The organism is Kribbella sp. CA-245084 (assembly GCF_050942355.1).
GTDB lineage: Bacteria > Actinomycetota > Actinomycetes > Propionibacteriales > Kribbellaceae > Kribbella.
This window is the reverse complement of the sequence record NZ_CP192053.1, coordinates 624,525-648,485: the sequence shown is the minus strand read 5'-3', so window position 1 is coordinate 648,485 and position 23,961 is coordinate 624,525. Positions and strand designations below refer to the sequence as shown.

The following is a 23,961-nucleotide window of genomic DNA, read 5'->3' as shown; positions in this document are numbered from 1 at the left end:
GCGGCGGCGGTCACCACCAACACCAGTGATGGCAGTGATCAAGCAGGTCGTCGAGAAGGCAAGCAACGCCGTGAAGCAGTCCCATGTCTGTCACCTCCGATCCACTGAACCGGTCGGCAAGACAGTAGCTCCGAATCTCACGCTCTGTATCTAGTCAGCTACCTGTTGCCACAGAACCTTGAGCATCCTTTAACTCTTCTGCAATGCGTTGCGCGGAATCCCGGCTTGACAGCTCGCACTTGGTTGCCGACAGCACCCGACAACGTTCTCCGCAGGGTTGGAAAAAAGTCTTCACATAGTCGTTTGATAGTGACAATCTTTGACCGGCATGTCACTGGCACTGTCGCCGTCCCACTTTCGCTAGGAGCCCTGATGCGATCTCTCTCGCGGTTCACCACCGCCGGCGTCCTCGGCGCCGCCGCCCTTGCGCTGCTCACCGGATGCCTCGGCTCGTCGTCGGACTCGGACAGCAGCGGCCAGGACGCGAACCGGAACGCCGACGCCAAGAAGGTCGAGCTGACCATCGGCTCGAACTCGGTCAAGGGCGGTAAGAGCAGCGCCGGGGCGACCTTCCTCGAGGATGTGCTGATCCCGAAGTTCGTCGCCGACCAGAAGGGCAAGGGCGTCGACGTCACGGTCAAGTTCCAGGGTGACGGCTCCGACGACGAGGTCTACAAGCAGAAGCTGTCCCTCGACCTGTCGAACAAGTCCGGACCGGACCTGTTCCAGATCGACGGCATCTGGGTCGGCGAGTTCGCGCAGGCCGGCTACATCAAGCCGCTGACCGACACCGTCGGCGACGCCGCCAAGGTGAACGACTGGGACGGCTGGAAGCAGATCCCCGAGTCGGTCCAGGCGCTCGGCAGCTTCAACGGCCAGCGGTACGGCGTACCTGGCGGCACCGACGGCCGGGTGCTCTACTTCAACAAGAAGCTGTTCCAGCAGGCCGGACTGCCGGCCGACTGGCAGCCGAAGTCGTGGGACGACATCATCTCGGCCGGCCAGGCGCTGAAGAAGCTGCCCGGCGTGACGCCGATCCAGATCAACGCCGGTACGGCGATGGGCGAGGCCACCAGCATGCAGGGCGTACTGCCGCTGCTGGTCGGCACCGGCGCGACCGTCAACACCGACGGCAAGTGGCTGGGCAACACACCGCAATTGCGCCAGGTGCTGGACTTCTACCACCAGATCTACGGCACCGGTCTGGGTGACCCCGTGCTGCAGAAGGAGGCCAAGGGCCGGGACAAGTCGTTCGCCGAGTTCGCCGCCAACAAGATCGGGATCCTGGGCGAGAGCGACTACTTCTGGCGCAGCGTGGTCGAGCCCAAGGAGGGCGTCGCCAAGATGGCCGACCGCGACACCGCGGTGGGCTGGGCGCTGATCCCGGCGATGAAGCCGGGCTCCGGCGTGAAGAGCCAGGACTTCGTCTCGATGTCCGGCGGCGGCGCGACCGTGATCAACCCGAACACGAAGTTCCCGCAGCAGGCGTGGGAACTGCTCCAGTTCATGAACTCCGCGGAGATGGTGAAGGCGTCGCTCGACGGAGCCGCCAAGATCACGCAGCGGTCCGACGTGAACAGCGAAGTACTGGCGAGCGACCCGATGCTGAGCTTCATCGCCGACAAGGTGCTGCCGATCACGCAGTTCCGTCCGGGTCTGGCGGACTACCCGAAGATCTCGGCGGCGCTGCAGCAGGCGACCGCGGACGTGGTGGCCGGCAAGAGCACCGACGCCGCGGCATCGGCGTACCAGAAGGCGGTCGAGACCGCGGCCGGCGGCAAGGACAAGGTCACCAGTAACTGATGGCTTCCGCATCTGCTCCCGCGCGGGGACGTGCTCCCGCGCGGGATGTCGCGGGGCTCGGCGTCGGCCGCGCCCTCGGCTTCGTCGCGCCCGCGTTCCTGCTGATCGGCGCGTTCCTGATCTTCCCCGCGGTCTGGACGATCTACATCGGCATCACGAACTACCGGCTGACCGGCGTCGAGGCCGTGTCGCCGTCGATCGTGGGGCTGTCGAACTACACCAAGGCCTTGAACGACGCGCTGTTCCACAACGCGTTGTGGCTGACGTTGGTGTTCGTCCTCGGTTCGGCGATCATCGGGCAGAACATCCTCGGCTTCACGCTGGCCTGGATCATGCGGCGTACCCGTCCCGCCGTACGCCGTACCGTCGAGGCCTTCGTCCTGCTCGCGTGGATCCTACCGTCGACGGTGGTCGCGTACCTGTGGGTCGCGTTCTACGACCGGGACGGCGGGACTTTGAATGGTCTGCTGGGCACACAGGGAACCGCGTGGCTGATCGACTACCCGATGGCCTGCCTCGTGGTTTTCAACACGTGGCGCGGTACGGCGTTCTCGATGATGCTCTACTCGTCCGCGCTGCAGGCTGTCCCGCCGTCGCAGCTCGAATCGGCGCGGATGGTCGGCGCATCGGGCTGGCAGACGCTGCGGGACGTGGTGTTCCCGCATATCCGCGGACATGTGCTGACGAACACGCTGCTGATCTCGCTGTGGACGGCGAACGACTTCTCGCCGTTCCTGCTCACCAAGGGCGGGCCGAACCACGAGTCCGAGACGGTGCCGGTCTACATCTACAACGTGGCGCTGCAGGGCGGTGAGCTCGGGTACTCGTCGGCGATCTCGTTCCTGCTGCTGATCGCGAACCTGCTGGTCTCATTGGTCTACCTGCGGTTGCTTCGGAGGCGCTCATGACTCCGGCCTATGTTTTGCGGCGGATCGGGTTCTACGTGCTGATCTGCGCGATCACGCTGTTCTTCGCCGTACCGATGCTGTGGATCGCGTCGGCGCCGTTCGACGCTTCGCCGGGTCTCGGCGTGCATTGGCCGGACTGGACGCTGGAGAACTTCCGGAAGACGCTCGAGCATCCGTATGCGATGCACTCGATGGTCAACTCGCTGCTGATCTGCGTGACGACGGCTGTTGCCGTGACGGCGTTCGCCGCGCTGGCGTCGTACGCCCTGTCCCGGGTGCGCATCCCGGGTCGGGACGCGTTGCTCTACGGGCTGCTACTGCTGTCGTCGGTGGTCACCGGTACGGCGGCGATGGTGCCGATCTTCGTGATGATGTTCCAGCTCGGGCTGATCGACTCGCGGTTCGGGGTCGCGCTGGTGATGACCGGCGGGTTGTTGCCAGCGGCAATCTTCATCCTGAAGGACTTCGTCGACGCGGTGCCGAAATCCTACGAGGAGTCGGCGCGGGTCTTCGGTGCGTCGACCGGCCAGATCCTGCGCGACGTCGTACTCCCGGTCGCACGGCCCGGGCTCGCGACGATCATAGTCTGGGCGTTCGTGAACTCCTGGGGCAACTTCCTGGTGCCCTTCCTGCTGATCCGGTCGATCGACAAGCAGCCCGGTGCGGTGCTGATGCAGACCCTCACCGACGAAGGCGGCAGCGTGAACCTGCAGGTGCTGCCGGTGTTCTCGCTGCTGTTCTCGATCCCGGTCGTCGTGCTGTACCTGTTGGTGAACTCGCGATACGGGTTCCGCTTCCATGGAGGGATCAAGAGCTGATGGCGGGCATCGACATCGAAGGCCTCGCAACCGTCTACCCGAACGGCGTCCGCGCCGTCGACGGGCTGGACCTGCACGTGGCCGACGGCGAGTTCTTCGCCCTCCTCGGCCCGTCCGGTTGCGGCAAGACGACGCTGCTCCGGACGATCGCCGGCTTGGAAGCGGCGAGCGAGGGCACGGTTCGGATCGACTCGGTCGATGTGACGCGGGTTGAGCCGGGCAAGCGCGGGGTCGCGATGGTCTTCCAGGACTATGCGCTCTTCCCCCACATGAACGTCTCCGAGAACATCACCTACCCCTTGAAGGTACGCCGGGTCGCCGCGTCTACGCGTGCTGATGTTGCTACTCGCACCGCGGGCGAGCTGTCCTTGCAGGGGCTGCTCGAACGCAAGCCGGCGCAACTGTCCGGCGGGCAGCAACAGCGTGTCGCGCTCGCCCGTGCCATCGCATCCAAGGGCAAGGTCCTGCTGCTGGACGAGCCGCTGTCGAACCTCGACGCCCGGCTCCGCCTCGAAGCCCGCACCTTCTTGAAGAAGCTCCAACGCGACCTCGGCATCACCACGGTCTTCGTCACCCACGACCAGGCCGAGGCCCTCGCCCTCGCCGACCGCATCGCCGTCATGGACTCCGGCAAGCTCCGCCAGCTTGGCTCACCGCGCGAGGTCTTCGCCCGCCCCACCAACACCTTCGTAGCCAACTTCATCGGCTCAACCCCCATGAACCTCCTCCCCGGCAAAGTCGCCGCATCGTCCGGAGTGGACCTCGCGTCGTCCGGCGTGGCTACCGCATCGTCCGGAGTGGACGTCGCGTCGTCCAGCGTGGCTACCGCCTCGTCCGGCGTGGCTGCAGCGTCGTCCGGAGTGGACGGCGCCCCGCGCCCGACCGACACCACGTCGCGCCAGAACCGCTCGGCCGCCTCCAGCGCTGCCGTCGGCGTGGTCTCGGTAGCGGGCGGATCGTTGCCTGCAGCCACCTTCTCCACCCCCGTCGGCGCCGAGGTCACGGTCGGCATCCGCCCCGAGTACCTCACTGTCGCCCCGGGCGACGTCACCGGACCTGCCCTCCGCGGCATTGTCGTCGTCGCCGAAAACCTCGGCACCCAGTCCTTGGTCACCGTCGACTGCGACGGCACCCTCGTAGGCGTCACCGTCCCCGAAGAAACCGAACCCGCCCCAGGCACCGCAGTAGCCCTCACCGCCCCCGCCACCCGAGTCCTCCTCTACGACCACGAATCCGGCGAACTCCTATCCCGCCAACCAGCCCCGGTCGCCTAATGGCTCTCACGTCGTACCCCCGCTCAGTACCGCGGACCTGGGAGATCGCCTGATGGCTACCGCGTCCCACCACCGCTCAGTACCGCGGACCTGGGAGATCGTCTGATGGCTGTCACGTCGTACCGACGCTCCGTACCGGACAGCTGGGAGATCGTCTGATGGCCGTGACGTCGTACCGTCGGCGCTGGACGTTGGACGACCGGGCCGAGTCCCCCTGGCACTCGCTCCCCGTCGACATCCCGGCTGACTGCCCCGGCCTCCTCGTCGCGCTCACGATCCCGCCGGTCGAAGGCGCCGTCATCGACATCGGCTGCGAAGGCGCGGCCGGCTGGCGCGGCTGGTCCGGCGGCGCACGCCAAACCTTCGCCATCACCCCCGAGGCCGCCACCCCCGGCTACCTCCCAGGCGAACTCGAACCGGGCACCTGGTGGATCGTCCTCGGCCTTCACCGCATCCCGCTCGAAGGCGTCGAACTCCTCGTCGAAGCCACCACCGGCCCCGTCGCCGACATCCCCGGCCTGAACGAGTACGCCGACGCAACCGCCGCCATCGCAGTACCCCCGCGACCACCACGCCGTACCCTCCCCGCCTCCTCCGGACTGAAGTGGATCGCGGGCGACTTCCACGCGCACTCACTCCATTCCGACGGCTCCACCCCAGTAGCCAACCTCGCGGCACTCGGGGTGTCGGCAGGCCTCGACGTACTCGCCGTCACCGACCACAACACCGTCGCCCACCACGCCGAACTCCCGTCACTCAGCAGCCGCTTCGGCATCGGCCTCATCCCCGGCCAGGAAGTCACCACCGACACCGGCCACGCCAACGCATTCGGCGAAATCGGCGCGATCGACTTCCGCAAACCCGCCGTCACCTGGGTATCCGAGGTCGCCCGCCGCGGCGGCCTCCTCTCGATCAACCACCCCCTCGGCGGCGACTGCGCCTGGCGCCACCCGCTCCCCGAACACCCACCCTTGGCCGAAATCTGGCACTCCTCCTGGCTCGACCACACCTGGGGCGGCCCCATCGCCTGGTGGCAAGCCTGGGGCCTAGAAGGCACCACCCCCATCGGCGGCAGCGACTGGCACAACCCCACCTCCTTCACCCCACCAGGCAGCCCCACCACCTGGATCGCCGTAGACGCCAACGCCGAAGGCCCACACGAACTCCCCGCCGCCACCCTAGAAGCCCTATCCGCCGGCCGAACCGCCCTCTCCTGGTCCCCCACCTCTCCCCTCCTACTCCGAGCCGACAACGAACTAGTCGCCCTAAACGCCCCCAACACCCTCGTAATCACCCCCAACGGCACCCGCCACCCCATCCGCTCCGCCCAAACCCGCCTCCCCGCCACCCCCGGCCCCCACCTCCTCATAACCCACAGCGGCCAATTCCTGTCCGCCTGCGCCTAACCGCAACAGGCCAACCCTCCGGCGACGGCGGGCTCGCGCTGGGGCTGGCGCTCTGGACGGCAGCGTGTTGGGATGCCGAGTCGCACGCAGCGAGCAGGCACAACTGCCGCCGACGGCGGCATCGCGCTGGCGCTCGTACCGGCGCGGAGTGACACTCTGATGGACGGCAGCGTTCGCATGCCGAGTCGCACACAGCGAGCAAACACAACCGCCGCCAACGCCGGGCTCGCGCTGGCGCGTATGCCGATCGGGTGGACCGCAGCGTGTTCGGATGCTGGGCCTAGACCTACTGCCGGCTGGTGCCGACTCGCTGTGCGAAGCATGCTTCCTGCTCGGACTGGAACAAGGCCGAGCCAGCCGACGCAGGCGCAGGCCGGCGCACGAGCGAGCCGACGTACAAGCGAGCCGATGAAGGAGCTCGGCCGGTGGGAGTTCCCACCGACGGACACTCACACGGCCAGCCATACACAGGCCGAACCGGCACAGCACAGCGCACCGCAGCGCCCAGCCCGACCAGCGCCAGCACACGGGCACGACCTGACCGACGCAGCAGCCGACCCATCGGACATTCCCGCCGACTGACACCCACCCGGCGAGCCACGGCTGGGCCTACCCGGCGTGGCTCATCACCGTGGTCAGCTCGAGCAGCGTCAGCGCGCCGAGGAGGCACGAGATGGCCCGGTTACTTCGGCAGGTCGTCGAGTTGGTCGAGGAGCCAGCGCGGGCCGGCGGTCGCAGCTTCGGGTTCGACTCGGTGGCGGAGGCCGCGGTCTGCCGTGACGACCGTGACTGCAGGACGATCGGCCTGCCCAACAACCTCAGCAGTCACGCGAACGATCGTGTCGTCCCCGGACCCCGGCGCCAGCACCACGCGAACATCCCCGGTATCCGGCGCATCCTCCCCAGCCACCGCGCGACAAGCAGCCCCCTCGAGTACGACGACCAAGTCCGTATCGGCCAACCGTTCCTGCAACGCAGCCAGCCGAACGAGCAACCGACGAGCAGCCCCCACCCGATCCCGCCACCACCCATCCGGCCGAGACCCCACCACGTTGGCAGCATCAACCACAACCACTCGTTTCCGCCCACCATCCACCACCCCAGTCTCCCCCTAACCGCCCCACCCACGCGCCCACCACACCCATCACAAGCCCACTGCCGCAGCACCAACACGTACTCCACGACCTGCTAGTACGGCGTTGCTCGGGTTGGGTTAGTCGAGGAGCCAGCCGTTTTGTTCGGCTCGTTGGATGGCGTCGGAGCGGGTGCGGGCTCCGGTTTTGCCTATTGCGGACCAGAGGCGGGTACGGACGACGCGCTCGGAGACCTGCAGTTTGCGGGCCATGAGGGCTACGGAGCCGCCTTCGCGGGCCGCGCGCAGGGTGTCGGTTTCGTTTTGGTCGAGTGGGGTTTCGGAGTACTGGAGGGTCTCGGCGGCTAGGTTCGCGTCGACTACGCGGAGGCCTAGGTGCACGCGGCGTACTGCGTCTGCGAGCTGGGGTGCGGGGCAGCCCTTCAGCGCGAAGCCTTTGGCTCCGGCGTCTAGGCCGCGGCGGAGGTGTACTGGCCGGCCGTAGGTGGTGAGCATGACTACGCGGCATTCCGGCATCGAGGTGCGGAGCTTGGTGGTGACGGTGATGCTGTGGTTCCCCGGTCCGCCCGCGTCGAGCAGAGCGACGTTGGCGCGGTGTCGTTTCGCCGCGCCTACGACGTCGTCGGTTCTGTTGAGCTCGGCAACGATCTCCAGATCGCGCTCGCGCTCCAGACCGCTGCGGAGCAAGCCTCGGCTGAGAATCTGGTCGTCGACCAGCAACAGCCGAATCCGGTCGGGCAAGCTTGCCTCCGAGGTAACCGTCCGGGCGTCGGGGAAGTACGTCCGGGAAGATGAGTTGGACTCGGTTCCAGATCATGGAGCGCGGCAACACGAGTAGTCCACATCAACGCGGCATCTCTACCAGATTGCGACCAGATCGCGACCACACCAGAACCAGGCTCAAGTTTGCCGTGTGGGGCGGTATCAGAGTTGACCGGCCCGGGCAGTTGCGCTGAGGGTCGGATGGGCCAGCGGAAGATCCAGCTCGAGCGATACCTCAACGGTTACTTCGTCGGTTGTCGCGTTGCAGTTGGTGAGGTGCACCTTGTTGAGAATCGCGATGCGGGCGGCGGTTTCGCACGGCGTGGCGGGGGTGGTGGCTGTCGGCCGTTGATCGGCGTTTGACGTGTGGGTGGCTCGAAGTCGCTGCGTGGTCAGTGAAGTGTCGGTGTGCGCGGAGTCGGTGCTAGGTGCTGGGGCGTCAGGTCGAGTCCGGGTCCTCGGCGTCGGCCTCGTTGGGGACTCCGAGCCCGCAGACAGGACCAGCCCGGCGAGCGGTGCGGATGCCGGAGCCGAGGCGGACGCCGGAGTCGGCGCGAAGGCGGAGGTCAGGGCGAAGGTCGGGGTTGGAGTCTGCGTGAAGGCGGGGGGCAGGGCGAAGGCCGGCGTCGGAGTCTGCGCGAAGGCGGAGGTCACGGCGAAGGTCGGGGGCGGGGCGAAGGTCGGGGGCGGGGCGAAGGTCGGGGATTGGGTGGTTGGTGTGGCTAGGGATTGGGCGGCGCTTAGGGCGGTTAGGTCTGCGGCGGTGGTGAGTTTGTGGCGGGCGGTGGAGATGGTGGACCAGAGGGTTGCTGCGGCTAGGGCTGTTGCGAGGAGTACGGCGGCTAGGAGGGTGTGGATGGTGGCGCTGCCTCGTTCCGAACGGGTCATGGGGCTGTCTCTGGTTCGGCTTGGAGGGTGGCGGTTGCTGTTAGGCGGGTGGGAGTTAGGAGGGTGAGGAGTGGAGGGGTGTGGGTTGGGGTTGCGGTGACGGTTACGTGGATGTCTGAGGAGTCGCGGGTGATGGTGATCGTGCCGGTGGGGATGGTGCGGTGGCCGATGGCGTTTGCTTGATCGGGTGGTTCGCCTCGAGCTACTGCTCGGGCTACGTCTCGGGCTGCGTCGATGCATCGGATGTTGAGTACGACGAGGCCGATGGACCAGATGCCCAGTAGGAGCAGGGAAAACAGGACGGGGAGTGCGATCGCTAGCTCGGCTGTCACCGCGCCTTGGTCGCTGCGGTGGAACCTGCTGGCACCGTGCGAGCAGGTGGTGCGGTCGGAGCCCGCGGTGCGGTCGGAGCAGGTGGTCGGGTTGGAGGCCGCGGCGCGGTCCAGGCGGTTGGGATGGTTGGAGCAGGTGGTGTGGCCGGAGCCCGCGGTGCGGTCGGAGCAGGTGGTCGGGTTGGAGGCCGCGGCGCGGTCCAGGCGGTTGGGATGGTTGGAGCAGGTGGTGTGGCCGGAGCCCGCGGTGCGGTCGGAGCAGGTGGTCGGGTTGGAGGCCGCGGCGCGGTCCAGGCGGTTGGGATGGTTGGAGCAGGTGGTGTGGCCGGAGCCCGCGGTGCGGTCGGAGCAGGTGGTCGGGTTGGAGGCCGCGGCGCGGTCCAGGCGGTTGGGATGGTTGGAGCAGGTGGTGTGGCCGGAGCCCGCGGTGCGGTCGGAGCCCGTGGTCGGGTTGGAGGCCGCGGTGCGGTTTGGGCAGGTGGTGGGGTTGGAGGCCGCGGTGGGGTGGAGGGCGTTGGGGTCGGTTGTGGGGCTGGGGTGGTGGGCTGGGGGGCGGGGCATTGGGGGCTCCTTGGGGTGGCGACCGGTCGGGGAGGGGTGGGCCGACCGGTCGCCTGATTGTGGGGTGGGTTAGAGGTGGACGCCTTCTACGCCGGCGATTTTCAGGGCGTAGTTGATGAGGGCTTTGAGGGCGTTCTGCATTACGGGGGATTTGAGGAGGGCTACCAAGATGCCGCCTAGGCCGCAGGCGGCGACGATGGTGACGGCGTACTCGGCGGTTGCGGCGCCGCGTTCTGTGCGGGTGCGGAGGGCTCGGAAGGTGCGCGAGTGGACGCGGCGGAGTGTGCGGGCGCGGCGGTGCTCGCGGGTGTGGGGCACGTGCTCGCGGGTGTGGGGCACGTGCTCGGGAGTACGGGAGTCGGAGTGAGTGGTTTGGGGGTCGTGGGGGTTTGGGGTGTCGAAGGGGTGGACGGGGTCGAGGTGGTTGCTTAGGGCTACTACTGGGGTGGCCATTTGAAATCTCCTGGGATTCGGCTGGGTTGCTTTGTTGAGAACATGCCGTTGTTGGGTGGGCTTTTCTTGAAGGATTTTTGGGGTTGTGGATTACGGGGTCAGGAGGTACGGGATCAGGGAGTCGGCGATGGTGGGGACTATGGAGAGGAAGACGAAGGCTGGGAGGAAGCAGAGGCCTAGGGGGAGGGCGGCTCGGGATTCGGTGGCTCTTGCTTGTTGGTCGGCGGTGTGGTGGTGGGAGCGGCGGGTTTCGTCGGCTAGGTGTTCGAGGGTTTTCGAGAGTGGGGCGCCGGAGCGGAGTGAGCGGGTGATGGCTCGGGCCATGGGGGCGCAGGCGGGTTCGGCGCGTAGGTGAGCCCAGGCGGTGGCTGGGTCTGCGCCGAGAGCCAGGTGGTGGGCGATCTTCGTGAAGAGGTCGGCCAGCGGGCCGGGGAGGGCCTCGGCTACGAGGGTTAGTGCGTGTTGGGGTGGGCGGCCGGCTCGGAGGCAGGCGGTTAGTAGGTCGATGGCTAGTGGGAGGTCGCGGGCCAGTTGGGCGTTGCGTTGTTTGGTGGCGGCTGGTTCCAGGCGGGCGAGGGCTCGCGGGACGGCGTACAGGGCGATGGCTGCTGGGATCGCGCCCCAGGGGATGCCGATGACGAGTAGGGCGCCTAGGGCTGTGGTGGCTGCGGCTAGGCGGTGGTGGGGTGGGGTTCGCGGGCTGGTGCGGGATTGGGGGCGGGTTAGGCGGCGGAGGTTGGGGCGGGGCGGGAGTGCCAGATAGGTGCTTAGGGCAACTGCCGTGGCGGCGGCCAAGGCCTCAGACATGCGGAGCTTCGGTTCGGGAGAGGCGGGTGGTCCAGTGGAGGCCTGCGGTGGTGAGGGTCAGGCCTGCTGCTAGGCAGAGCCAGCCGGGTGGGGTGGCGGTGAGGAAGGTGAGGGGGTGGGCGCCTAGTGCGTAGCCGAGGGCTATGCCGAAGGCGGGGAGGATGGCGAGGATTCGGGCGGTGGAGCGGGCGCCGGCGAGGCTGGATTCGGTTTGGCGGTGGATGGCTTCGTCGGCTCGGAGGGAGTTGGCGAGGCGTTCAGCGAGGGCGGCGAAGGCGGCGCCGGATTCCTCGGTAACTCGCCAGGCGGCAGCGAGAGCTCGGAGGCTGGCGGCGCCTGGCTTGGTTGATGCTCGGATCAGGGCGGTGGGGACGTCGGCGCCGAGCTTGGCTGCGGCGTGAGCTACTTCTAGGTCGGGGCTGATAGAGGCTGCGCCTTCGAGGGCAGCGATAGGTGGGCGGCCGGCAGACAGGTCGGCGGCCAGTACGTCGAGGGCTTCGATGATGGTGGCGCGGCGGGTGGCAGTGGACTTCTGCTGCTGGTGTTGGGCTCGTTGGTTGGCGATCAGGATCAGTACTGCGGCGACCGCGAGGGTTGAGACGAGGGCTTGAGGGCCGAGGACCGCGGTGGCCAAGGCGGTTGGAGGGGCCACGAGGGCAGCTCGGGTTAGTCGGGTTCGTAGCGGGCTGCGGGTGAGGTTGGGGCGCTTGCCGGTGTGGGTTTGCAGGCGGTGGAGGGCTGCGGCTGGCGGTGGAAGCGCGAGCGCGCAGGTCAGGAGGGTCAGGACAGCGGCGAGAAAGGCTGGGGTCATGCCGCATCCACCGCAGTCGCGGGGAGCTTGGTGAAGAGGTGGGCGGGTGGGTGGAGGGTGAGGGTGTTGTCAGGGTGAAAGGTGACGGCTGGGTGGGTGGTTGGTGGGCCGCTGGGATGAGCAGTGAAGGTGTGGATCTCGGCTATCCGGCGGCGGCCGGTAGGAGTTCGCGTCAGATGGATCACGGCGTGCAGGGCTGAGGTGATCTGGCTGTGGATGGCTTCTCGGGTGAGGCCGGCCAGGGCACCCAACGCTTCTAGGCGAGCCGGCACGTCGGCGGCCGAGTTGGCGTGGATGGTGCCGCAGCCTCCTTCGTGGCCGGTGTTCAACGCGATCAGGAGGTCTACGACTTCGGGACCGCGGACCTCGCCTACTACCAAACGATCCGGGCGCATGCGGAGGGCTTGGCGGACGAGGTCTCGGAGCGAGATTTCGCCGGTGCCTTCCACATTGGGCGGGCGCGCTTCCAGCCGGACTACGTGTGGGTGGTCGGGACGCAGTTCGCTGGCGTCTTCTACCAGGACCAGGCGTTCGGACGGGTCGGCGAGGGAGAGCAGGGAGTTGAGGAGGGTCGTCTTGCCTGTGCCGGTGCCGCCACTGATGAGGAACGCCAGCCGGGAGTCGAGGAGGTCGCGGAGGATTGTCACACCGGCCTGCGGGAGTGCGCCGGCGGCTACGAGGTCGTCGAGGGTGAAGACCTTGCGGGAGGGGACGCGGAGGGACAGGCAGGTGCCTGGGGCGGCGATCGGGGCGAGTACGGCGTGGAAGCGGGTGCCGTCGGAGAGGCGGACGTCGACGTACGGCGTGGAGTCGTCGAGGCGACGGCCTGCGGCGGCGGCGAGTCTGGTGGCTAGGCGGCGGATGGCGCGTTCGTCGCCGGTGCGGATGGCCACGAACTCGAGGCCTCTGCCGCGGTCGATGTAGACCTCGTCGGGACCGTTCACCAGGATGTCGGTTACGCCTGGCTCGGCCAGGAGGCTGTCGAGTGGGCCGGCGCCCAGGGCTTCTCGGCGGAGCGCGGTGACGACAGCGAGGACCATGGCGTCGCCGCAGATGGTGCCGTCGGCGCGGAGGGCTGCCGCTACCTGGACGGGGCTGGGCTCGGCGCCGGTGACCGCCAGCGTGCCGCGGACGCGGTCGAGCAGGTCGGCGGGGACGACTGCGGTGGTCACAGAATCACCAACTCGGATAGGTAGGACGGGGACGCTCATGCCGCTGCCGGGTCGGCCAGGTTGAAGAGGTTCAGCAGGGTGGTGGCGGCTCGGGTCAGAGGGCTTCGAGGACTGGGGGTGAAGCGGCCCTGATCCATGGCGGCGGGGAGGGCGCGGTCGATACCCAGTTTTGTTGCTAAAGGCAAGGAGAGGTGAGTGGATACGTCGGCAGCCGACAGGGCGGGGCGGGTACTGCGGGCCACTACGCGGAGGTCGCCGGCGACGGAGCGGAGAGGGCCGGAGAGGCGTTTGGCTGCCGCGACAGAGCGGACGTCGCAGGGGACGACCAGGAGGGTCGCGGTGGAGCGGATGAAGCCTTCCTCGACGGTCGGGTCGGCGCGACGAGGTAGGTCCAGGACGACGAGGTCGTTGCTCCGTTGGGCGGCACCGATGACGGAGCTCATGGTGTCCGGCGGCAGCACGGTGACGTCGGACTGATCCCAGGACAGTACGGCGAGGCCGTCGACGGATGGCAGCGCAGAGCGAAGGGCCGCTGCACTGACGCGACCCGAAGCGTTCAACAACTTCGGCCAGCGGTCGCCGGGATCGCGTTCGATGCCTAGGGCAAGCTCTATGCCGCCGCCGAGTGGATCGCCGTCGATGAGCATCGTCCGGTATCCGCGCCGATTGCCAAGGACCGCGACCGCGGCGGCGAGCGTGGTGGCTCCCGCTCCCCCGCAGCCGCCGACGAAGGCCAGCGTGACGGCCTTGCGATTCACACCGTCCAGCGCGTCGCTCAGTTTGCCGGCGAGCAAGGACTCGTCGTCAGGCAACCGACACACCACATCAGCGCCGACATCGAAGGCACAGCGGTAGAGATCGTCGCCGTCGAGGGCGGAGCCGACCACGACGACTCCCGGTCGTTGGGCGGGCTGGAGGCGGGCCAACGGCTCGGCCAGGTCGCGGCCGATCACAACCAGCGAGCAGGTCTGCCAGTTGCGCCGGAGGCCGTGCAGGTCCGGCTCGACCAGGGGTGTGACCGAAGCGGCCGCAGCCAACCGCAACAGATCGTCGAGTAGGGCTTCGTTGGTAGTTGCCATGAGCACCGAGGTGGTTGGTGATTTCGTGTCCATGCCAAGAAGATGCCGTTGTTCGGCCCGCTTCGGGCACGCGAGTGGAATCCCTGTGGACAAAGCGTTGTCGGGTTTCCGTCAGCAGCGGGAACCCGCCACGACGAGGCGGCGACCAACTAGCCGGGAACGGTTACGGTTCCTTTCGAAGCGTCTTTAACTAAATTTCACCGGACCGCTTCCGTCCCATCGCTCCGGAGGATCTCTGATGAGTCGATTACGCATGCTTGCCGCCACCTCAGCTGTCGCGGCCACCGCCCTGCTCACCGCCGCCGGCGTCTCGCTCGCCGGCCAGGACGCCACCACTGCCAACGCCGCGACGACAGCGCAGGCGTCCAGCGGCGGCGTCAAGACGGCGTACTTCACCCAGTGGGGTATCTACGCCAACGGCTTCTACCCCAAGAACCTGATCACCACCGGCGCGGCCGGCAAGCTGGACTTCCTGAACTACGCGTTCGCGAACATCGATCCGACGAACCACACCTGCTTCATGGCCAACAAGGCCGCCTCGCAGGACGAGAACAACCCGAGCGCCGGTGACGGCGCGGGTGACGCGTTCGCGGACTACGGCAAGTCGTACGGCGCGGATATCAGCGTCGACGGGGTCGGCGATGTGTGGAACCAGCCGATCCAGGGCAACTTCAACCAGCTCAAGAAGCTCAAGGCGAAGTACCCGAACCTGAAGATCCTGATCTCGATCGGCGGCTGGACGTACTCGAAGTACTTCTCCGACGCCGCCTCCACCGACGCCAAGCGCAAGGCGCTCGTGAGCTCCTGCGTGAACATGTTCCTCAAGGGCGACCTGCCGGTCATCGACGGCTTCGGCGGCGCTGGTTCTGCAGCAGGCATCTTCGACGGCGTCGACATCGACTGGGAGTACCCGGGCTCGCCGAACGGTCACGTCGGCAACCACTACAGCGCTGCCGACAAGCAGAACTTCACGTCGTTGCTGGCCGAGTTCCGCAGCCAGCTCACTGCGTACGGCAGCCAGACCGGCAAGCGGTACTACCTGACCGCCGCCACCCCGGCCGGCCAGGACAAGATCGCCACGATCGAGACCAACAAGATCGGGCAGTACCTCGACTACAACAACGTGATGACGTACGACATGCACGGCGGCTGGGAAGCCGCCGGGCCGACGAACTTCCAGGACCCGCTCTACACAGCACCGAACGACCCGAGCAACCCGATCCCACCTGGTCAGGGCAAGTACTCCGTCGACGCTGCGGTGAAGGCGTGGACGACCGGCGACTCGGCGTACGGCATCCCCGGTGGGTTCCCGGCGAACAAGCTGAGCATCGGATACCCCTTCTATTACAGGGGATGGAAGGGTGTGCCGGCCACTGCCAACGGCAAGTACCAGACCGCGACCGGACCGGCCGACGGACATGCGCTGAGCGGCAACGTGCCAGGTGTCTCGTTCTACAAGGAGCTGACCGGCTTCGTCGACAACCCGTCGTCGACGTACTTCGACGACGCGACGAAGTCCTCGTGGTTCTACAGCAACGGCACGTTCTGGTCCGGTGACAACGCCCAGTCGATCAAGGCCAAGGCCGACTACCAGCACTGCAACGGTCTGGCCGGCGCGATGATGTATTCCCTCGAGGCACTCGACCCGGGTGTGACTCTCTTCAACAACGTGGTCGACTCGGTCAACGCCGACACCGCCGGCTGCAGCGGCCCTCCGACGACGCCGCCCACCACGCCACCAACCACTCCGCCCACAACGCCTCCCACAACTCCCCCGACCACGCCTCCCACCACGCCGCCGACGACGCCGCCCACATCGGCCACTCCGTGGGCGCCGAACACGACGTACGCAACCGGTGCGCTGGTGACCTACAACGGCGTCACCTACAGGTGCATCCAGGGCCACACATCCCTGACCGGCTGGGAGCCACCGAACGTCCCCGCACTCTGGGGCCAGGTCTGATCACGTACCGCCCCAACTGATCGGAGCATCATGAAACGACGTATCACCCTGGCGATAGCGGCCATCTCGGCCGTGGTCATCGCTCTGCTGACCGCACAGGCGGCCAGCGCGGCAGGAGTCTCTGCCACCTTCACCAAAGTGTCCGACTGGGGCAGCGGCTTCGAGGGCAAGGTGACTGTCACCAACGGCACCACCAGCTCCCTCAGCACCTGGTCGGTCGCGCTCGACTTCCCGTCCGGCTACACCGTCACCAGCACCTGGGACGCCAACCACACCAGCAGCGGACAGACGCATACGTTCACTCCGCCGAGCTGGGCCGGCCCGCTCGCTCCTGGTGCGACAGTCAGCTTCGGTTTCAACGGCAGTCCGGGCAACTTCGCCGGCGTAGCGTCCTGCCGGTTGAACGGCGGCTCCTGCTCAGGCGGCGGTGGCGGCACCGCACCAGGTGCACCGACAGGCCTCTCGGGTACGGCGTCAGGTACGTCGGTCAACCTGTCCTGGTCCGCGGCATCAGGCGCCACGAGCTACAACATCTACCGCAACGGCTCGAAGGTCGGCTCGCCCAGCGGCACGTCCTACACGGACTCCGGCCTCAGCGCGAACACGGCGTACTCGTACCAGGTGAGCGCATCCAACAGCGCGGGTGAGGGGCCGAAGAGCAACACCGTCTCGGTCACGACAGGCACCGGCGGCGGCAACACCGGCACCAAGCAGGCCGCTCCGTACCTCTACATGGGCTGGGGCGACCCGCCGAGCCCGTCGACCGTGATGAACGCCACCGGGATCAAGTGGTTCACCATGGCGTTCGTCCTGTCGGGTGGCGGCTGCAGCCCGGCCTGGGACAGCACCCGGCCGCTCCAAGGCGGGGCGGACGCTAGCGCCATCGCGGCGATCCGGGCCGGCGGCGGTGACGTCGTACCGTCGTTCGGCGGCTGGAGCGGCAACAAGCTCGGCCCGAACTGCAGCACCCCCGAGGCGCTGGCCGGTGCGTACCAGCAGGTCATCAGCGCCTACAACCTGAAGGCGATCGACATCGACATCGAGAACTCCGACGAGTTCGAGAACGAGGCCGTGCAGGACCGCATCCTGACCGCGCTGAAGATCGTCAAGCAGAACAACCCGGGTATCCAGACCATCGTCACGTTCGGTACGTCGACGACCGGTCCGACGTACTACGGCAACCGGCTGATCGACCAGTCCAAGGCACTCGGCGCGAACATCGACATCTTCACGCTGATGCCGTTCGACTTCGGCAGCTCGAACATCTACAACGACACGGTCGGCGCGTCCCAGGGCCTGAACAACAAGCTGAAGTCCACCTTCGGCTGGTCCACCGCGGAGGCGTACGCGCACCAGGGCATCTCCGGCATGAACGGTCTGTCCGACCAGCAGGAGATGACCACGACGGCGACCTGGCAGAACATCACCAACTGGGCCAAGAGCAACGGGCTCGGCCGGCTGGCGTTCTGGTCGGTCAACCGCGACCGCGGTTGCGCCGGCGGCGGTGTGGTCTCGAACTGCAGCGGCATCGCCCAGGGCGACTGGGACTTCACCCGCATTACCGCGGGCTTCTGAGACAGGGTCCGGCTGGGTGCGGCGACGAGCCGCGCTCAGCCGGCCTTGATCGCTTCGATGATCAGGCTGTTGCGGGCGTTCTGTCCGAGTGGGACCGACGGGTGCAGGCCATCGCGGAGGTAGCGGGCCAGCCGGTTCGGGCTGGAAGCCAGGTGCTCGGCCCAGTGGATGATCCGCAGGTTGTCGTAGCGTCGAGCTGCCTCGGCGAGCTGCAGATTGATCCACGCGCTGTTGCGCTGGTCGGCGAGCCTGATCTCCGGGATGAACGCGGTCCGGGCGGCCTGGACGTTGACCCAGTAGACGGTCCGCTCCGGGCCGGCGATCTGCAGGGTGCGGTCGACCTGGGCAGCGAGCGCCGGCGGGGTGAAGATGTCGTTGGAGCCTACCGACATCAGGATCCGATGGGGCAGACCGTAGTCCTGGGCCCAGGTGTCCAGCGCGTCGACCGCGGGCGTGACCGGGCGGCCGGCCCAGTTGTGAACGGCGGTCATGATGCCGAGCTTCGCCAACTGCCGGACCAACGCAGGTCCGTCCTGGACGCCGATGCTGTCGCCGAACATGAAGACGCCGTCGTTCTCCCGCGTCCTGCGGATCTGCGCCTCGTTCGAGATCGCCCTGGCCTGGCGTGCCCAGGCGCCGAGCACACCGGAGCCGTAGTTACCCAGATAGGCCAGTCCGGTCGCACCATCGGCCTCTGACTGCGGGGAGACCGGGACCGCCTCAGCCGCGGAGGCCGCGGATGCCGCCGCAACCGTCGACGCAGCCGCCGCCGTCCCGGCTGCGAACAGCAGCCGGCGACTCGGTCGGAACGAACCCAGGCGCTTCCTCACGCAGGAAAGAGTGCGGTGGAAAGGCCTCTCTCTGCAAGTCGACACCTGGAAAATTGGACGAACGCTACGGAAGTCGTTGTCATAACAGTCAGCTGGACGTGACCCGCCGGGATCGGACGAACGTCCGGAAACGCTCCGCCGCAGGCGTCAGCGGCGTACTCAGCCGCCACGCCATCCCGATCTCCCGACGGGCCTGTACGCCGGCCAGCGGGACAGACACCGCGCCGCTGTCGTTCCCGCGGACCGCACCGGCCGGCAGGATCGCCACGCCGAGGCCCGCACCGACCAGACTGTCGATCGTCGCGAGGTCAGTCGCCTGGAATGCGAACCGCGGAGTGAAGCCCGCGGCCTGGCACAACCGGTCCGTCACCCTCTGGAAGCCGAAGCCGGGCTGTAGAGCGACGAACGGCTCGTCCCGGACCTCCTCCAGCTCGACCCGATGCCGAGAAGCCAGAGCGTGCCCAGGCGGCACGTGCAGGCACAGCCGCTGCCGCTCCAGCAAATGCCAGCCGAAGTGAGCGGGGTCCGGCCGCGGCGCGACGATCGCGATCTCGGCCTCACCGGTCTCGAGGTCCTGGACGATGTCGTGCGCCGGCTCCTGCCGCAGCGCGAACCCGATATTCGGCGCGTCCGCGCGGAATGCCTTCAGCAGGTCCGGCATCAGGCTCGTCGCGACCGAGTGCAGGAACGCCAGCCGCACGGTCCCGGACTCCGGGTCGACGAGCGCATCAATGCGCCTACGAGCGGTGTCGACCGCAGCCGTCCCGGCCCGCGCGGCCTCGAGCACGAGCCGACCGTACGGATTCAGCCGCACGCCACGGCGTTCCCGCTCGAACAACGCCACCCCGAACGCTCGCTCGACCCGCTGCAGCGACCGGGACAGATTCGGCTGGCTGGTGCCCAGCGCCGCGGCTGCCTCGGTCAGGTGCTCGGTCTCCGCGAGTACGGCGAACCACCGCAGATCCTCGATATGCATACTGAAAGCGTATCGATTTCTGCCGGGATTGACATTTTACGTATCGCTCCGGGCGTGCGACTGTCGAAGACATGCACCAGTCCGTTGTCCGCCAGACCGGGTACCTGCCCGGAGACCCGGAGTACCGCAAGCTCTCCGTCGCACTGTTCGCGGCCGGACTGGCCACGTTCGCTCTCCTCTACAGCACGCAGCCACTGCTGCCCCAGCTCGTCGACGCGTTCCATGTCTCCCCCAGCCAGAGTGCGTTCAGCGTGTCGTTCGCCACGTTTGGACTGGGTCTCGCGCTTCTGGTCGCCGGTCCGGCGTCTGAGGTCCTCGGCCGTACCAACCTGATGCGCTGGTCGGTCGCTGCAACCACCGGGTTCGCACTGCTCAGCGCGTTCGCTCCGACGTGGCACACGCTGCTGGCGCTGCGGGGTCTGCAGGGAATCGCGATGGCCGGTCTGCCCGCTGTCGCGATGGCCTATCTGCGCGAGGAGGTGCACCAGGACAGTCACGCGCGAGCCAGCGGCCTCTACATCGCCGGTACTGCGGTTGGCGGCATGGCCGGGCGCCTCATCGCGGGAGGTTTGTCAGACCTCGGCGGTTGGCGGTTCGCGACCGCTGGGATCGCCGCGGTCGGCGTACTGTGCGCCGCGGTCGTCTGGCTGCTTCTCCCCGCGTCGCGGAACTTCCGTCCAAGCCCAGCCCCTCGCCGACGCGATCTGTTCTCGGTCCAGGTACTCAAGGATCCGGCCCTGCTAGCGCTCTACGGCATCGCCGCCACGGCTGTAGGTGCGTTCGTCGCTGTCTACAACGGAGCGGTCTTCCGACTGTCCGGCTCGCCGTACCAGCTGAGTGCTGGAGCAGCAGGGCTGGTCTTCTGTGTCTATCTGCTCGGATCGGCCGGCTCAGCGACGGCAGGGACCCTCGCCGACCGCTATGGGCGACGCGCAGTCGTGCCGATCGGGTGTCTGATCACTCTGGCCGGAGTAGCCATCACGCTCGCCGCTCCGCTGCCGCTGATCGTGCTGGGACTGGCAGTGATGACAGCCGGGTTCTTCGCGGTACACGGAGTGGCCAGCGGCTGGGTGCCGGCTCGAGCGCACGCAAGCGGAGTCGGGACCGGACAGGCGTCCAGCATGTACCTCTTCTCCTTCTACCTGGGGTCGTCGGTGTTCGGCGGGCTGGCAGGTACGGCGTGGAGTCACGGAGGCTGGACCGGGGTCGCACTCGAGGCCGGGGCTCTGTTCACAATCAGCCTCGTCCTCTCCGTGCTGCTCAAGCAGACGAATGCGAAACTAGCCGGGTGACGAAGGCGACGGATGCGGCTGACCAGTTGGGGCTCACCTACGAGGTGACCAGGCACGGCCGGGCGAACTCGTTGGAGGAGGCCGCGGCGGCGCGGGGTATCGAGCCGGCCCGGTTGATCAAGACGATCGTCGTGCGGCTGTCGGACGACGACTACCGGTTCATCCTGGTGCCAGGTGACCGCGAGATCGCGTGGCCGAAGCTGCGGGCGCTGCTCGGCGTGAACCGGATCTCGATGCCGGACAAGGACACTGCGTTCGACGTCACCGGCTACGTCCGCGGGACGATCACGCCGCTCGGCAGCACGCGTGCCTGGCCGGTGATCGTGGACGAGCGGATCACCGGCACCATCTCCATCGGCGGTGGGGACCACGGCGTCGGCATCACCGTGGACGCCCAGGCGCTCGCCGAGGCGCTGAACGCAACGGTGGCTGACGTCACCGACTAGACGAGCAGACCGCGTTGTCCAGCGCGGAGTCCGGCCTGGAAGCGAGTGGTGGCGTCCAGTGCCTTGAGAATGCGCTGCATTCGGCGTTCTACGGTTCGTTGAGCGACTCCTAGACGGCGGGCTATCGCTTGGTCTGTCAGGCCTGCCGCAGCCAGGGACAGGAGCTGCTGGTCGTCCGACGTCAGCGGGCCTTCGGAGACCGCCGGCGTCAATGGACTCGCCTGCTGCCACAAGAGGTCGAAGAGACGAAGCAGTGCGTCCAGCAGGCTGGAAGGCCCCAGCTCAACGACCACATCGGAAGACGTCGGGAGCAGAGCGGTCCGGCGGTCGATGACGATCAACTTGAGCGGCACGTCGCGCAGCATCCGACAGCTGCCCGACGATCGGGCCGCAATCAGATCGCCGGGCTCCGACAAGGACGCCATGTCGTAGATCGTTCGGTACCTCACGCCATGCGCCCGACGCGGCTCCACGGCGTACGGCATGCGGTCCAGCACGAGTACTTCGTCCTGGGCGCACTGCTGCGCTTGGTAGAACCGCTGCGCGAGCGCCTCGGCGCCCCGGATCACGGTGAACGCGTCCGGCTGCCGGAACTCGGCAGTCAGCACCGAAGCACCCAGCCGGGCCTCGACGATCGCGGTCTGCTTCCGTAGCGCGAGGAGCTCGACCGCAGCCTCCGGTACTGCGGGTACGTAGCGGGCCGGACGGCCTGGCGTACGGGACGCCAGGCCGAGCGACAGCAGGGAGCGTAGATGCCGGCCGACCCGGTTGGCGGGCCAGTCGACGAACGTGGTCAGGTCAGTGGCTGTGGACTCCGGTCGGGCCAGAAGCGCCCGGTAGAGCTGCTCGTCCTCCGAGCAGACGCCGAGCGCCTCCAGCACCGGAGCCGGTCGATAGCTGTGCATGATCAGGGCAGCGAGTGCACGTGGCTGCCGACCTGGTTCGCGAACTGGTTACCGTTCGACGCGTCCCAGTTGGTCGACCAGGTCATCGCTCCGCGCAGCGAGGGCCACGGGGAGCTCGGCCTGTAGTTGCCGCAGCCGGTGCCCTTGGTCAGGCAGTCCAGGGCGTTGTTGACGACGGTCGGCGAGACGTACCCGCTACCCGCCGCCTGCGACGACGCCGGCAGGCCGAGGCCGACCTGGTCGGGACGCAGCCCGCCCTGCAGCATGATGCAGGCCTGGGCGGTGATGAAGTCGACCGAGCCCTGCGAGTAGACCTGTCCGTCGCAGCCGTTCATCGAGCCGGAGTTGTAGTACTGCACGTTGACGATGGTCAGGATGTCCTTGATCGCCAGCGCCAGCTTGAAGTACTCGAACGACGTGCTCTGCATGTCGATCGTCTGCGGCGCCATCGTGATCACGAGTCCGCTGCCGAACTGGCTCTGCAGGCTACGCAGCGCCTGACCCATGTACTGCGCGTTGACCCCGTTCTCCAGGTCGATGTCGATCCCGTCGAATCCATAGGTACGCAGCACCGACAGTGCACTGGATGCGAAGTTGGCCGCCGCGGTGGGATCAGCAACCGAGATGGTGCCGTTCTGGCCGCCGACAGACAGGATGACCTTCTTACCGGCCGCCTGCTTCGCCGCGATGTCGGCCTTGAACTGCGCGACTGTGTAACCACCGAGCCCAGCACTGTCCAGGTTGAACGTGATGGCACCCGTCCGGGACGAGTCGGCGTCAGCGAAGGCCACTGCGATCAGGTCGTACGCCGCGGGCACATCGGAGATCTTCTGCACCGTCGCGCCGTTGTTGAAGTTCTGCCAGTAGCCGGTGAGCACATGGGCGGGCAGGTTGCCGACAGGCGGGTTGGTGCCACCATCCGATGTCGTGCCCGACACGGTTGCGCCGTACGGCGAGCAGTTGCCGCTCGGATCGCACGCCCGCACCTTGAAGGAGTACGTCGTAGAAGCAGTCAGACCGGTAGCGGTCCAGCTGGTGACGTTGCCGACGCTCTGGGCGGCTCCGGTCCCGCGGACCACGTCGTAGTGGTCGATCCCGTTCGCGTCGGACGCAGCAGACCAGTTGAGCTTCAGCGAGCTCGAGGTCGGGCTGCCGACCGTCAGACCACCTGGCGTCGACGGCGCCGTGGTGTCCGGCGTGCCGCCAGGACCATCCAGTACGACGTCGTCCGCCTGGTACGCCGGGAGCGCGTACCAACTGTGGACGTAGATCGTCACCGACGTCGCCGAGGCGCTCGTGGTGAACGGAACGGTCAACTGGCTCCAACCGGACGAGGTTGTCCACGTACTGGGACCACCGTCCACACCAAGGTAGACATTCGATCCTTTGACCCACGCCGACAGCGTGTACGCCGTATTGGGCTGTACCGCTATCGACTGCGAACACTGGGCGATGTCGCTTCCGCTCGGGGTCGCCTGGAGGGCGTACGAGCCGGAGTGCGGAGCGGACGTCGTGACGCCGCCGGCCGGACACGACCAGCCCGACAGCGTGCCGGACTCGAAGCCGGCGTTCGTGACGAGATTGGTAGCCGCGGAGGCGGAACCGGGGGCCAGGAAGGCCATGAGTACGGCGAGCAGGCTGATGACGACCGCTGCCTGGGGGCGGTACGCAGGCGGTTTCATGTTCTACAACCTGTGACCAGGCAATTACATTGTCAAGACCCTGCATAAAGTGGGAACGCTCTCACGCCCAGAAAGCAAGAATCTTTACGCTTACTTGGCTGTTTGGAGAAAGGCGACGGCCCCCG

Annotated in this window: 22 protein-coding genes; 9 read left to right on the top strand and 13 right to left on the bottom strand. The window is 67.4% G+C overall.

The annotated features are described in order from the left end of the window. The first annotated feature begins 372 nt into the window (after positions 1 to 372). The 5 genes from ACQPYH_RS03310 (at position 373) to ACQPYH_RS03290 (ending at position 6,209) form a co-directional block, all read left to right on the top strand. Positions 373 to 1,803, top strand: coding sequence for an extracellular solute-binding protein (locus tag ACQPYH_RS03310; protein WP_432886333.1), 1,431 nt, complete (start codon positions 373 to 375; stop codon positions 1,801 to 1,803). Continuing rightward, entirely contained in the window at positions 1,803 to 2,711 is a 909-nt protein-coding gene (locus ACQPYH_RS03305; RefSeq protein ID WP_130445980.1) for a carbohydrate ABC transporter permease, read from the top strand. The genes ACQPYH_RS03310 and ACQPYH_RS03305 overlap by 1 nt, the downstream gene beginning before the upstream one ends. After that, a complete protein-coding gene (locus ACQPYH_RS03300) occupies positions 2,708 to 3,529 on the top strand; it encodes a carbohydrate ABC transporter permease (protein WP_432886328.1) in 822 nt (273 codons plus the stop codon). The genes ACQPYH_RS03305 and ACQPYH_RS03300 overlap by 4 nt, the downstream gene beginning before the upstream one ends. After that, positions 3,529 to 4,803, top strand: a complete 1,275-nt coding sequence (locus tag ACQPYH_RS03295; protein ID WP_432886325.1) for an ABC transporter ATP-binding protein — start codon at positions 3,529 to 3,531, stop codon at positions 4,801 to 4,803. Before ACQPYH_RS03300 ends, ACQPYH_RS03295 begins: the two co-directional genes overlap by 1 nt. A 158-nt stretch (positions 4,804 to 4,961) precedes the next feature. Beyond that, the gene (locus ACQPYH_RS03290) at positions 4,962 to 6,209 is read left to right on the top strand and encodes a CehA/McbA family metallohydrolase (protein WP_432886322.1); all 1,248 of its coding nucleotides are present in this window, start codon (positions 4,962 to 4,964) and stop codon (positions 6,207 to 6,209) included. A gap of 682 nt (positions 6,210 to 6,891) precedes the next feature. On the opposite strand, the gene ACQPYH_RS03285 is transcribed toward ACQPYH_RS03290, so the two are convergent. From ACQPYH_RS03285 to ssd, 9 genes are all read right to left on the bottom strand, one after another. Further along, the gene (locus tag ACQPYH_RS03285; RefSeq protein ID WP_432886319.1) at positions 6,892 to 7,221 is read right to left on the bottom strand and encodes a hypothetical protein; all 330 of its coding nucleotides are present in this window, start codon (positions 7,219 to 7,221) and stop codon (positions 6,892 to 6,894) included. A 201-nt stretch (positions 7,222 to 7,422) separates the two neighbouring features. Beyond that, positions 7,423 to 8,043 carry a response regulator gene (locus ACQPYH_RS03280; protein WP_432886316.1) on the bottom strand — a complete coding sequence of 207 codons (621 nt, stop codon included), beginning with the start codon at positions 8,041 to 8,043 and terminating at the stop codon, positions 7,423 to 7,425. Between the two features lie 183 nt (positions 8,044 to 8,226). Continuing rightward, positions 8,227 to 8,952 carry a pilus assembly protein TadG-related protein gene (locus tag ACQPYH_RS03275; RefSeq protein WP_432886313.1) on the bottom strand — a complete coding sequence of 242 codons (726 nt, stop codon included), beginning with the start codon at positions 8,950 to 8,952 and terminating at the stop codon, positions 8,227 to 8,229. Then, on the bottom strand, positions 8,949 to 9,845 hold the full coding sequence (locus ACQPYH_RS03270; protein WP_432886310.1) for a TadE family type IV pilus minor pilin: 897 nt from the start codon (positions 9,843 to 9,845) through the stop codon (positions 8,949 to 8,951). The genes ACQPYH_RS03275 and ACQPYH_RS03270 overlap by 4 nt, the downstream gene beginning before the upstream one ends. A gap of 69 nt (positions 9,846 to 9,914) precedes the next feature. Continuing rightward, a complete protein-coding gene (locus ACQPYH_RS03265) occupies positions 9,915 to 10,298 on the bottom strand; it encodes a DUF4244 domain-containing protein (RefSeq protein ID WP_432886307.1) in 384 nt (127 codons plus the stop codon). A gap of 90 nt (positions 10,299 to 10,388) precedes the next feature. Next, entirely contained in the window at positions 10,389 to 11,105 is a 717-nt protein-coding gene (locus ACQPYH_RS03260; protein WP_432886304.1) for a type II secretion system F family protein, read from the bottom strand. Then, entirely contained in the window at positions 11,098 to 11,916 is an 819-nt protein-coding gene (locus tag ACQPYH_RS03255; protein ID WP_432886301.1) for a type II secretion system F family protein, read from the bottom strand. The genes ACQPYH_RS03260 and ACQPYH_RS03255 overlap by 8 nt, the downstream gene beginning before the upstream one ends. Then, positions 11,913 to 13,088, bottom strand: coding sequence for a TadA family conjugal transfer-associated ATPase (locus tag ACQPYH_RS03250; protein WP_432886298.1), 1,176 nt, complete (start codon positions 13,086 to 13,088; stop codon positions 11,913 to 11,915). The genes ACQPYH_RS03255 and ACQPYH_RS03250 overlap by 4 nt, the downstream gene beginning before the upstream one ends. Positions 13,089 to 13,123: 35 nt before the next feature. Beyond that, positions 13,124 to 14,200: a septum site-determining protein Ssd gene (ssd, locus tag ACQPYH_RS03245; RefSeq protein ID WP_432886295.1), complete on the bottom strand. Its 1,077-nt coding sequence runs from the start codon at positions 14,198 to 14,200 to the stop codon at positions 13,124 to 13,126. A 205-nt stretch (positions 14,201 to 14,405) separates the two neighbouring features. On the opposite strand from ssd, the gene ACQPYH_RS03240 reads away from it, so the two are divergent. After that, positions 14,406 to 16,130: a glycosyl hydrolase family 18 protein gene (locus ACQPYH_RS03240; RefSeq protein WP_432886292.1), complete on the top strand. Its 1,725-nt coding sequence runs from the start codon at positions 14,406 to 14,408 to the stop codon at positions 16,128 to 16,130. A 30-nt stretch (positions 16,131 to 16,160) separates the two neighbouring features. Beyond that, entirely contained in the window at positions 16,161 to 17,705 is a 1,545-nt protein-coding gene (locus tag ACQPYH_RS03235) for a cellulose binding domain-containing protein (protein WP_432886289.1), read from the top strand. Positions 17,706 to 17,740: 35 nt separating this feature from the next. Here the strand turns inward: ACQPYH_RS03235 and ACQPYH_RS03230 are convergent, their stop codons facing one another. Then, positions 17,741 to 18,535: a hypothetical protein gene (locus ACQPYH_RS03230; protein ID WP_432886286.1), complete on the bottom strand. Its 795-nt coding sequence runs from the start codon at positions 18,533 to 18,535 to the stop codon at positions 17,741 to 17,743. Positions 18,536 to 18,623: 88 nt separating this feature from the next. Further along, the gene (locus ACQPYH_RS03225; RefSeq protein WP_432886283.1) at positions 18,624 to 19,511 is read right to left on the bottom strand and encodes a LysR family transcriptional regulator; all 888 of its coding nucleotides are present in this window, start codon (positions 19,509 to 19,511) and stop codon (positions 18,624 to 18,626) included. A 71-nt stretch (positions 19,512 to 19,582) separates the two neighbouring features. Here ACQPYH_RS03225 and ACQPYH_RS03220 point away from each other — a divergent pair, with 71 nt between their 5' ends. Together ACQPYH_RS03220 and ACQPYH_RS03215 are read left to right on the top strand one after the other, a co-directional pair. Continuing rightward, complete coding sequence (locus ACQPYH_RS03220) at positions 19,583 to 20,803, top strand: MFS transporter (RefSeq protein ID WP_432886280.1); 1,221 nt, start codon at positions 19,583 to 19,585, stop codon at positions 20,801 to 20,803. Then, positions 20,800 to 21,249 carry an aminoacyl-tRNA deacylase gene (locus ACQPYH_RS03215; RefSeq protein WP_432886277.1) on the top strand — a complete coding sequence of 150 codons (450 nt, stop codon included), beginning with the start codon at positions 20,800 to 20,802 and terminating at the stop codon, positions 21,247 to 21,249. Before ACQPYH_RS03220 ends, ACQPYH_RS03215 begins: the two co-directional genes overlap by 4 nt. On the opposite strand, the gene ACQPYH_RS03210 is transcribed toward ACQPYH_RS03215, so the two are convergent. Then, a complete protein-coding gene (locus ACQPYH_RS03210; protein WP_432886274.1) occupies positions 21,246 to 22,154 on the bottom strand; it encodes a helix-turn-helix domain-containing protein in 909 nt (302 codons plus the stop codon). The genes ACQPYH_RS03215 and ACQPYH_RS03210 overlap by 4 nt on opposite strands. A 2-nt stretch (positions 22,155 to 22,156) precedes the next feature. Then, positions 22,157 to 23,836 carry a chitinase gene (locus ACQPYH_RS03205; protein ID WP_432886271.1) on the bottom strand — a complete coding sequence of 560 codons (1,680 nt, stop codon included), beginning with the start codon at positions 23,834 to 23,836 and terminating at the stop codon, positions 22,157 to 22,159. Positions 23,837 to 23,961 lie beyond the last annotated feature (125 nt).

Coding starts and splice junctions, on each gene's coding strand:
- ACQPYH_RS03310 (WP_432886333.1), top strand. CDS start 373: ATGCGATCTCTCTCGCGGTTCACCACCGCCGGCGTCCTCGGCGCCGCC.
- ACQPYH_RS03305 (WP_130445980.1), top strand. CDS start 1,803: ATGGCTTCCGCATCTGCTCCCGCGCGGGGACGTGCTCCCGCGCGGGAT.
- ACQPYH_RS03300 (WP_432886328.1), top strand. CDS start 2,708: ATGACTCCGGCCTATGTTTTGCGGCGGATCGGGTTCTACGTGCTGATC.
- ACQPYH_RS03295 (WP_432886325.1), top strand. CDS start 3,529: ATGGCGGGCATCGACATCGAAGGCCTCGCAACCGTCTACCCGAACGGC.
- ACQPYH_RS03290 (WP_432886322.1), top strand. CDS start 4,962: ATGGCCGTGACGTCGTACCGTCGGCGCTGGACGTTGGACGACCGGGCC.
- ACQPYH_RS03275 (WP_432886313.1), bottom strand. CDS start 8,952: ATGACCCGTTCGGAACGAGGCAGCGCCACCATCCACACCCTCCTAGCC.
- ACQPYH_RS03270 (WP_432886310.1), bottom strand. CDS start 9,845: ATGCCCCGCCCCCCAGCCCACCACCCCAGCCCCACAACCGACCCCAAC.
- ACQPYH_RS03265 (WP_432886307.1), bottom strand. CDS start 10,298: ATGGCCACCCCAGTAGTAGCCCTAAGCAACCACCTCGACCCCGTCCAC.
- ACQPYH_RS03260 (WP_432886304.1), bottom strand. CDS start 11,105: ATGTCTGAGGCCTTGGCCGCCGCCACGGCAGTTGCCCTAAGCACCTAT.
- ACQPYH_RS03255 (WP_432886301.1), bottom strand. CDS start 11,916: ATGACCCCAGCCTTTCTCGCCGCTGTCCTGACCCTCCTGACCTGCGCG.
- ssd (WP_432886295.1), bottom strand. CDS start 14,200: ATGGACACGAAATCACCAACCACCTCGGTGCTCATGGCAACTACCAAC.
- ACQPYH_RS03240 (WP_432886292.1), top strand. CDS start 14,406: ATGAGTCGATTACGCATGCTTGCCGCCACCTCAGCTGTCGCGGCCACC.
- ACQPYH_RS03235 (WP_432886289.1), top strand. CDS start 16,161: ATGAAACGACGTATCACCCTGGCGATAGCGGCCATCTCGGCCGTGGTC.
- ACQPYH_RS03225 (WP_432886283.1), bottom strand. CDS start 19,511: ATGCATATCGAGGATCTGCGGTGGTTCGCCGTACTCGCGGAGACCGAG.
- ACQPYH_RS03220 (WP_432886280.1), top strand. CDS start 19,583: ATGCACCAGTCCGTTGTCCGCCAGACCGGGTACCTGCCCGGAGACCCG.
- ACQPYH_RS03210 (WP_432886274.1), bottom strand. CDS start 22,154: ATGCACAGCTATCGACCGGCTCCGGTGCTGGAGGCGCTCGGCGTCTGC.
- ACQPYH_RS03205 (WP_432886271.1), bottom strand. CDS start 23,836: ATGAAACCGCCTGCGTACCGCCCCCAGGCAGCGGTCGTCATCAGCCTG.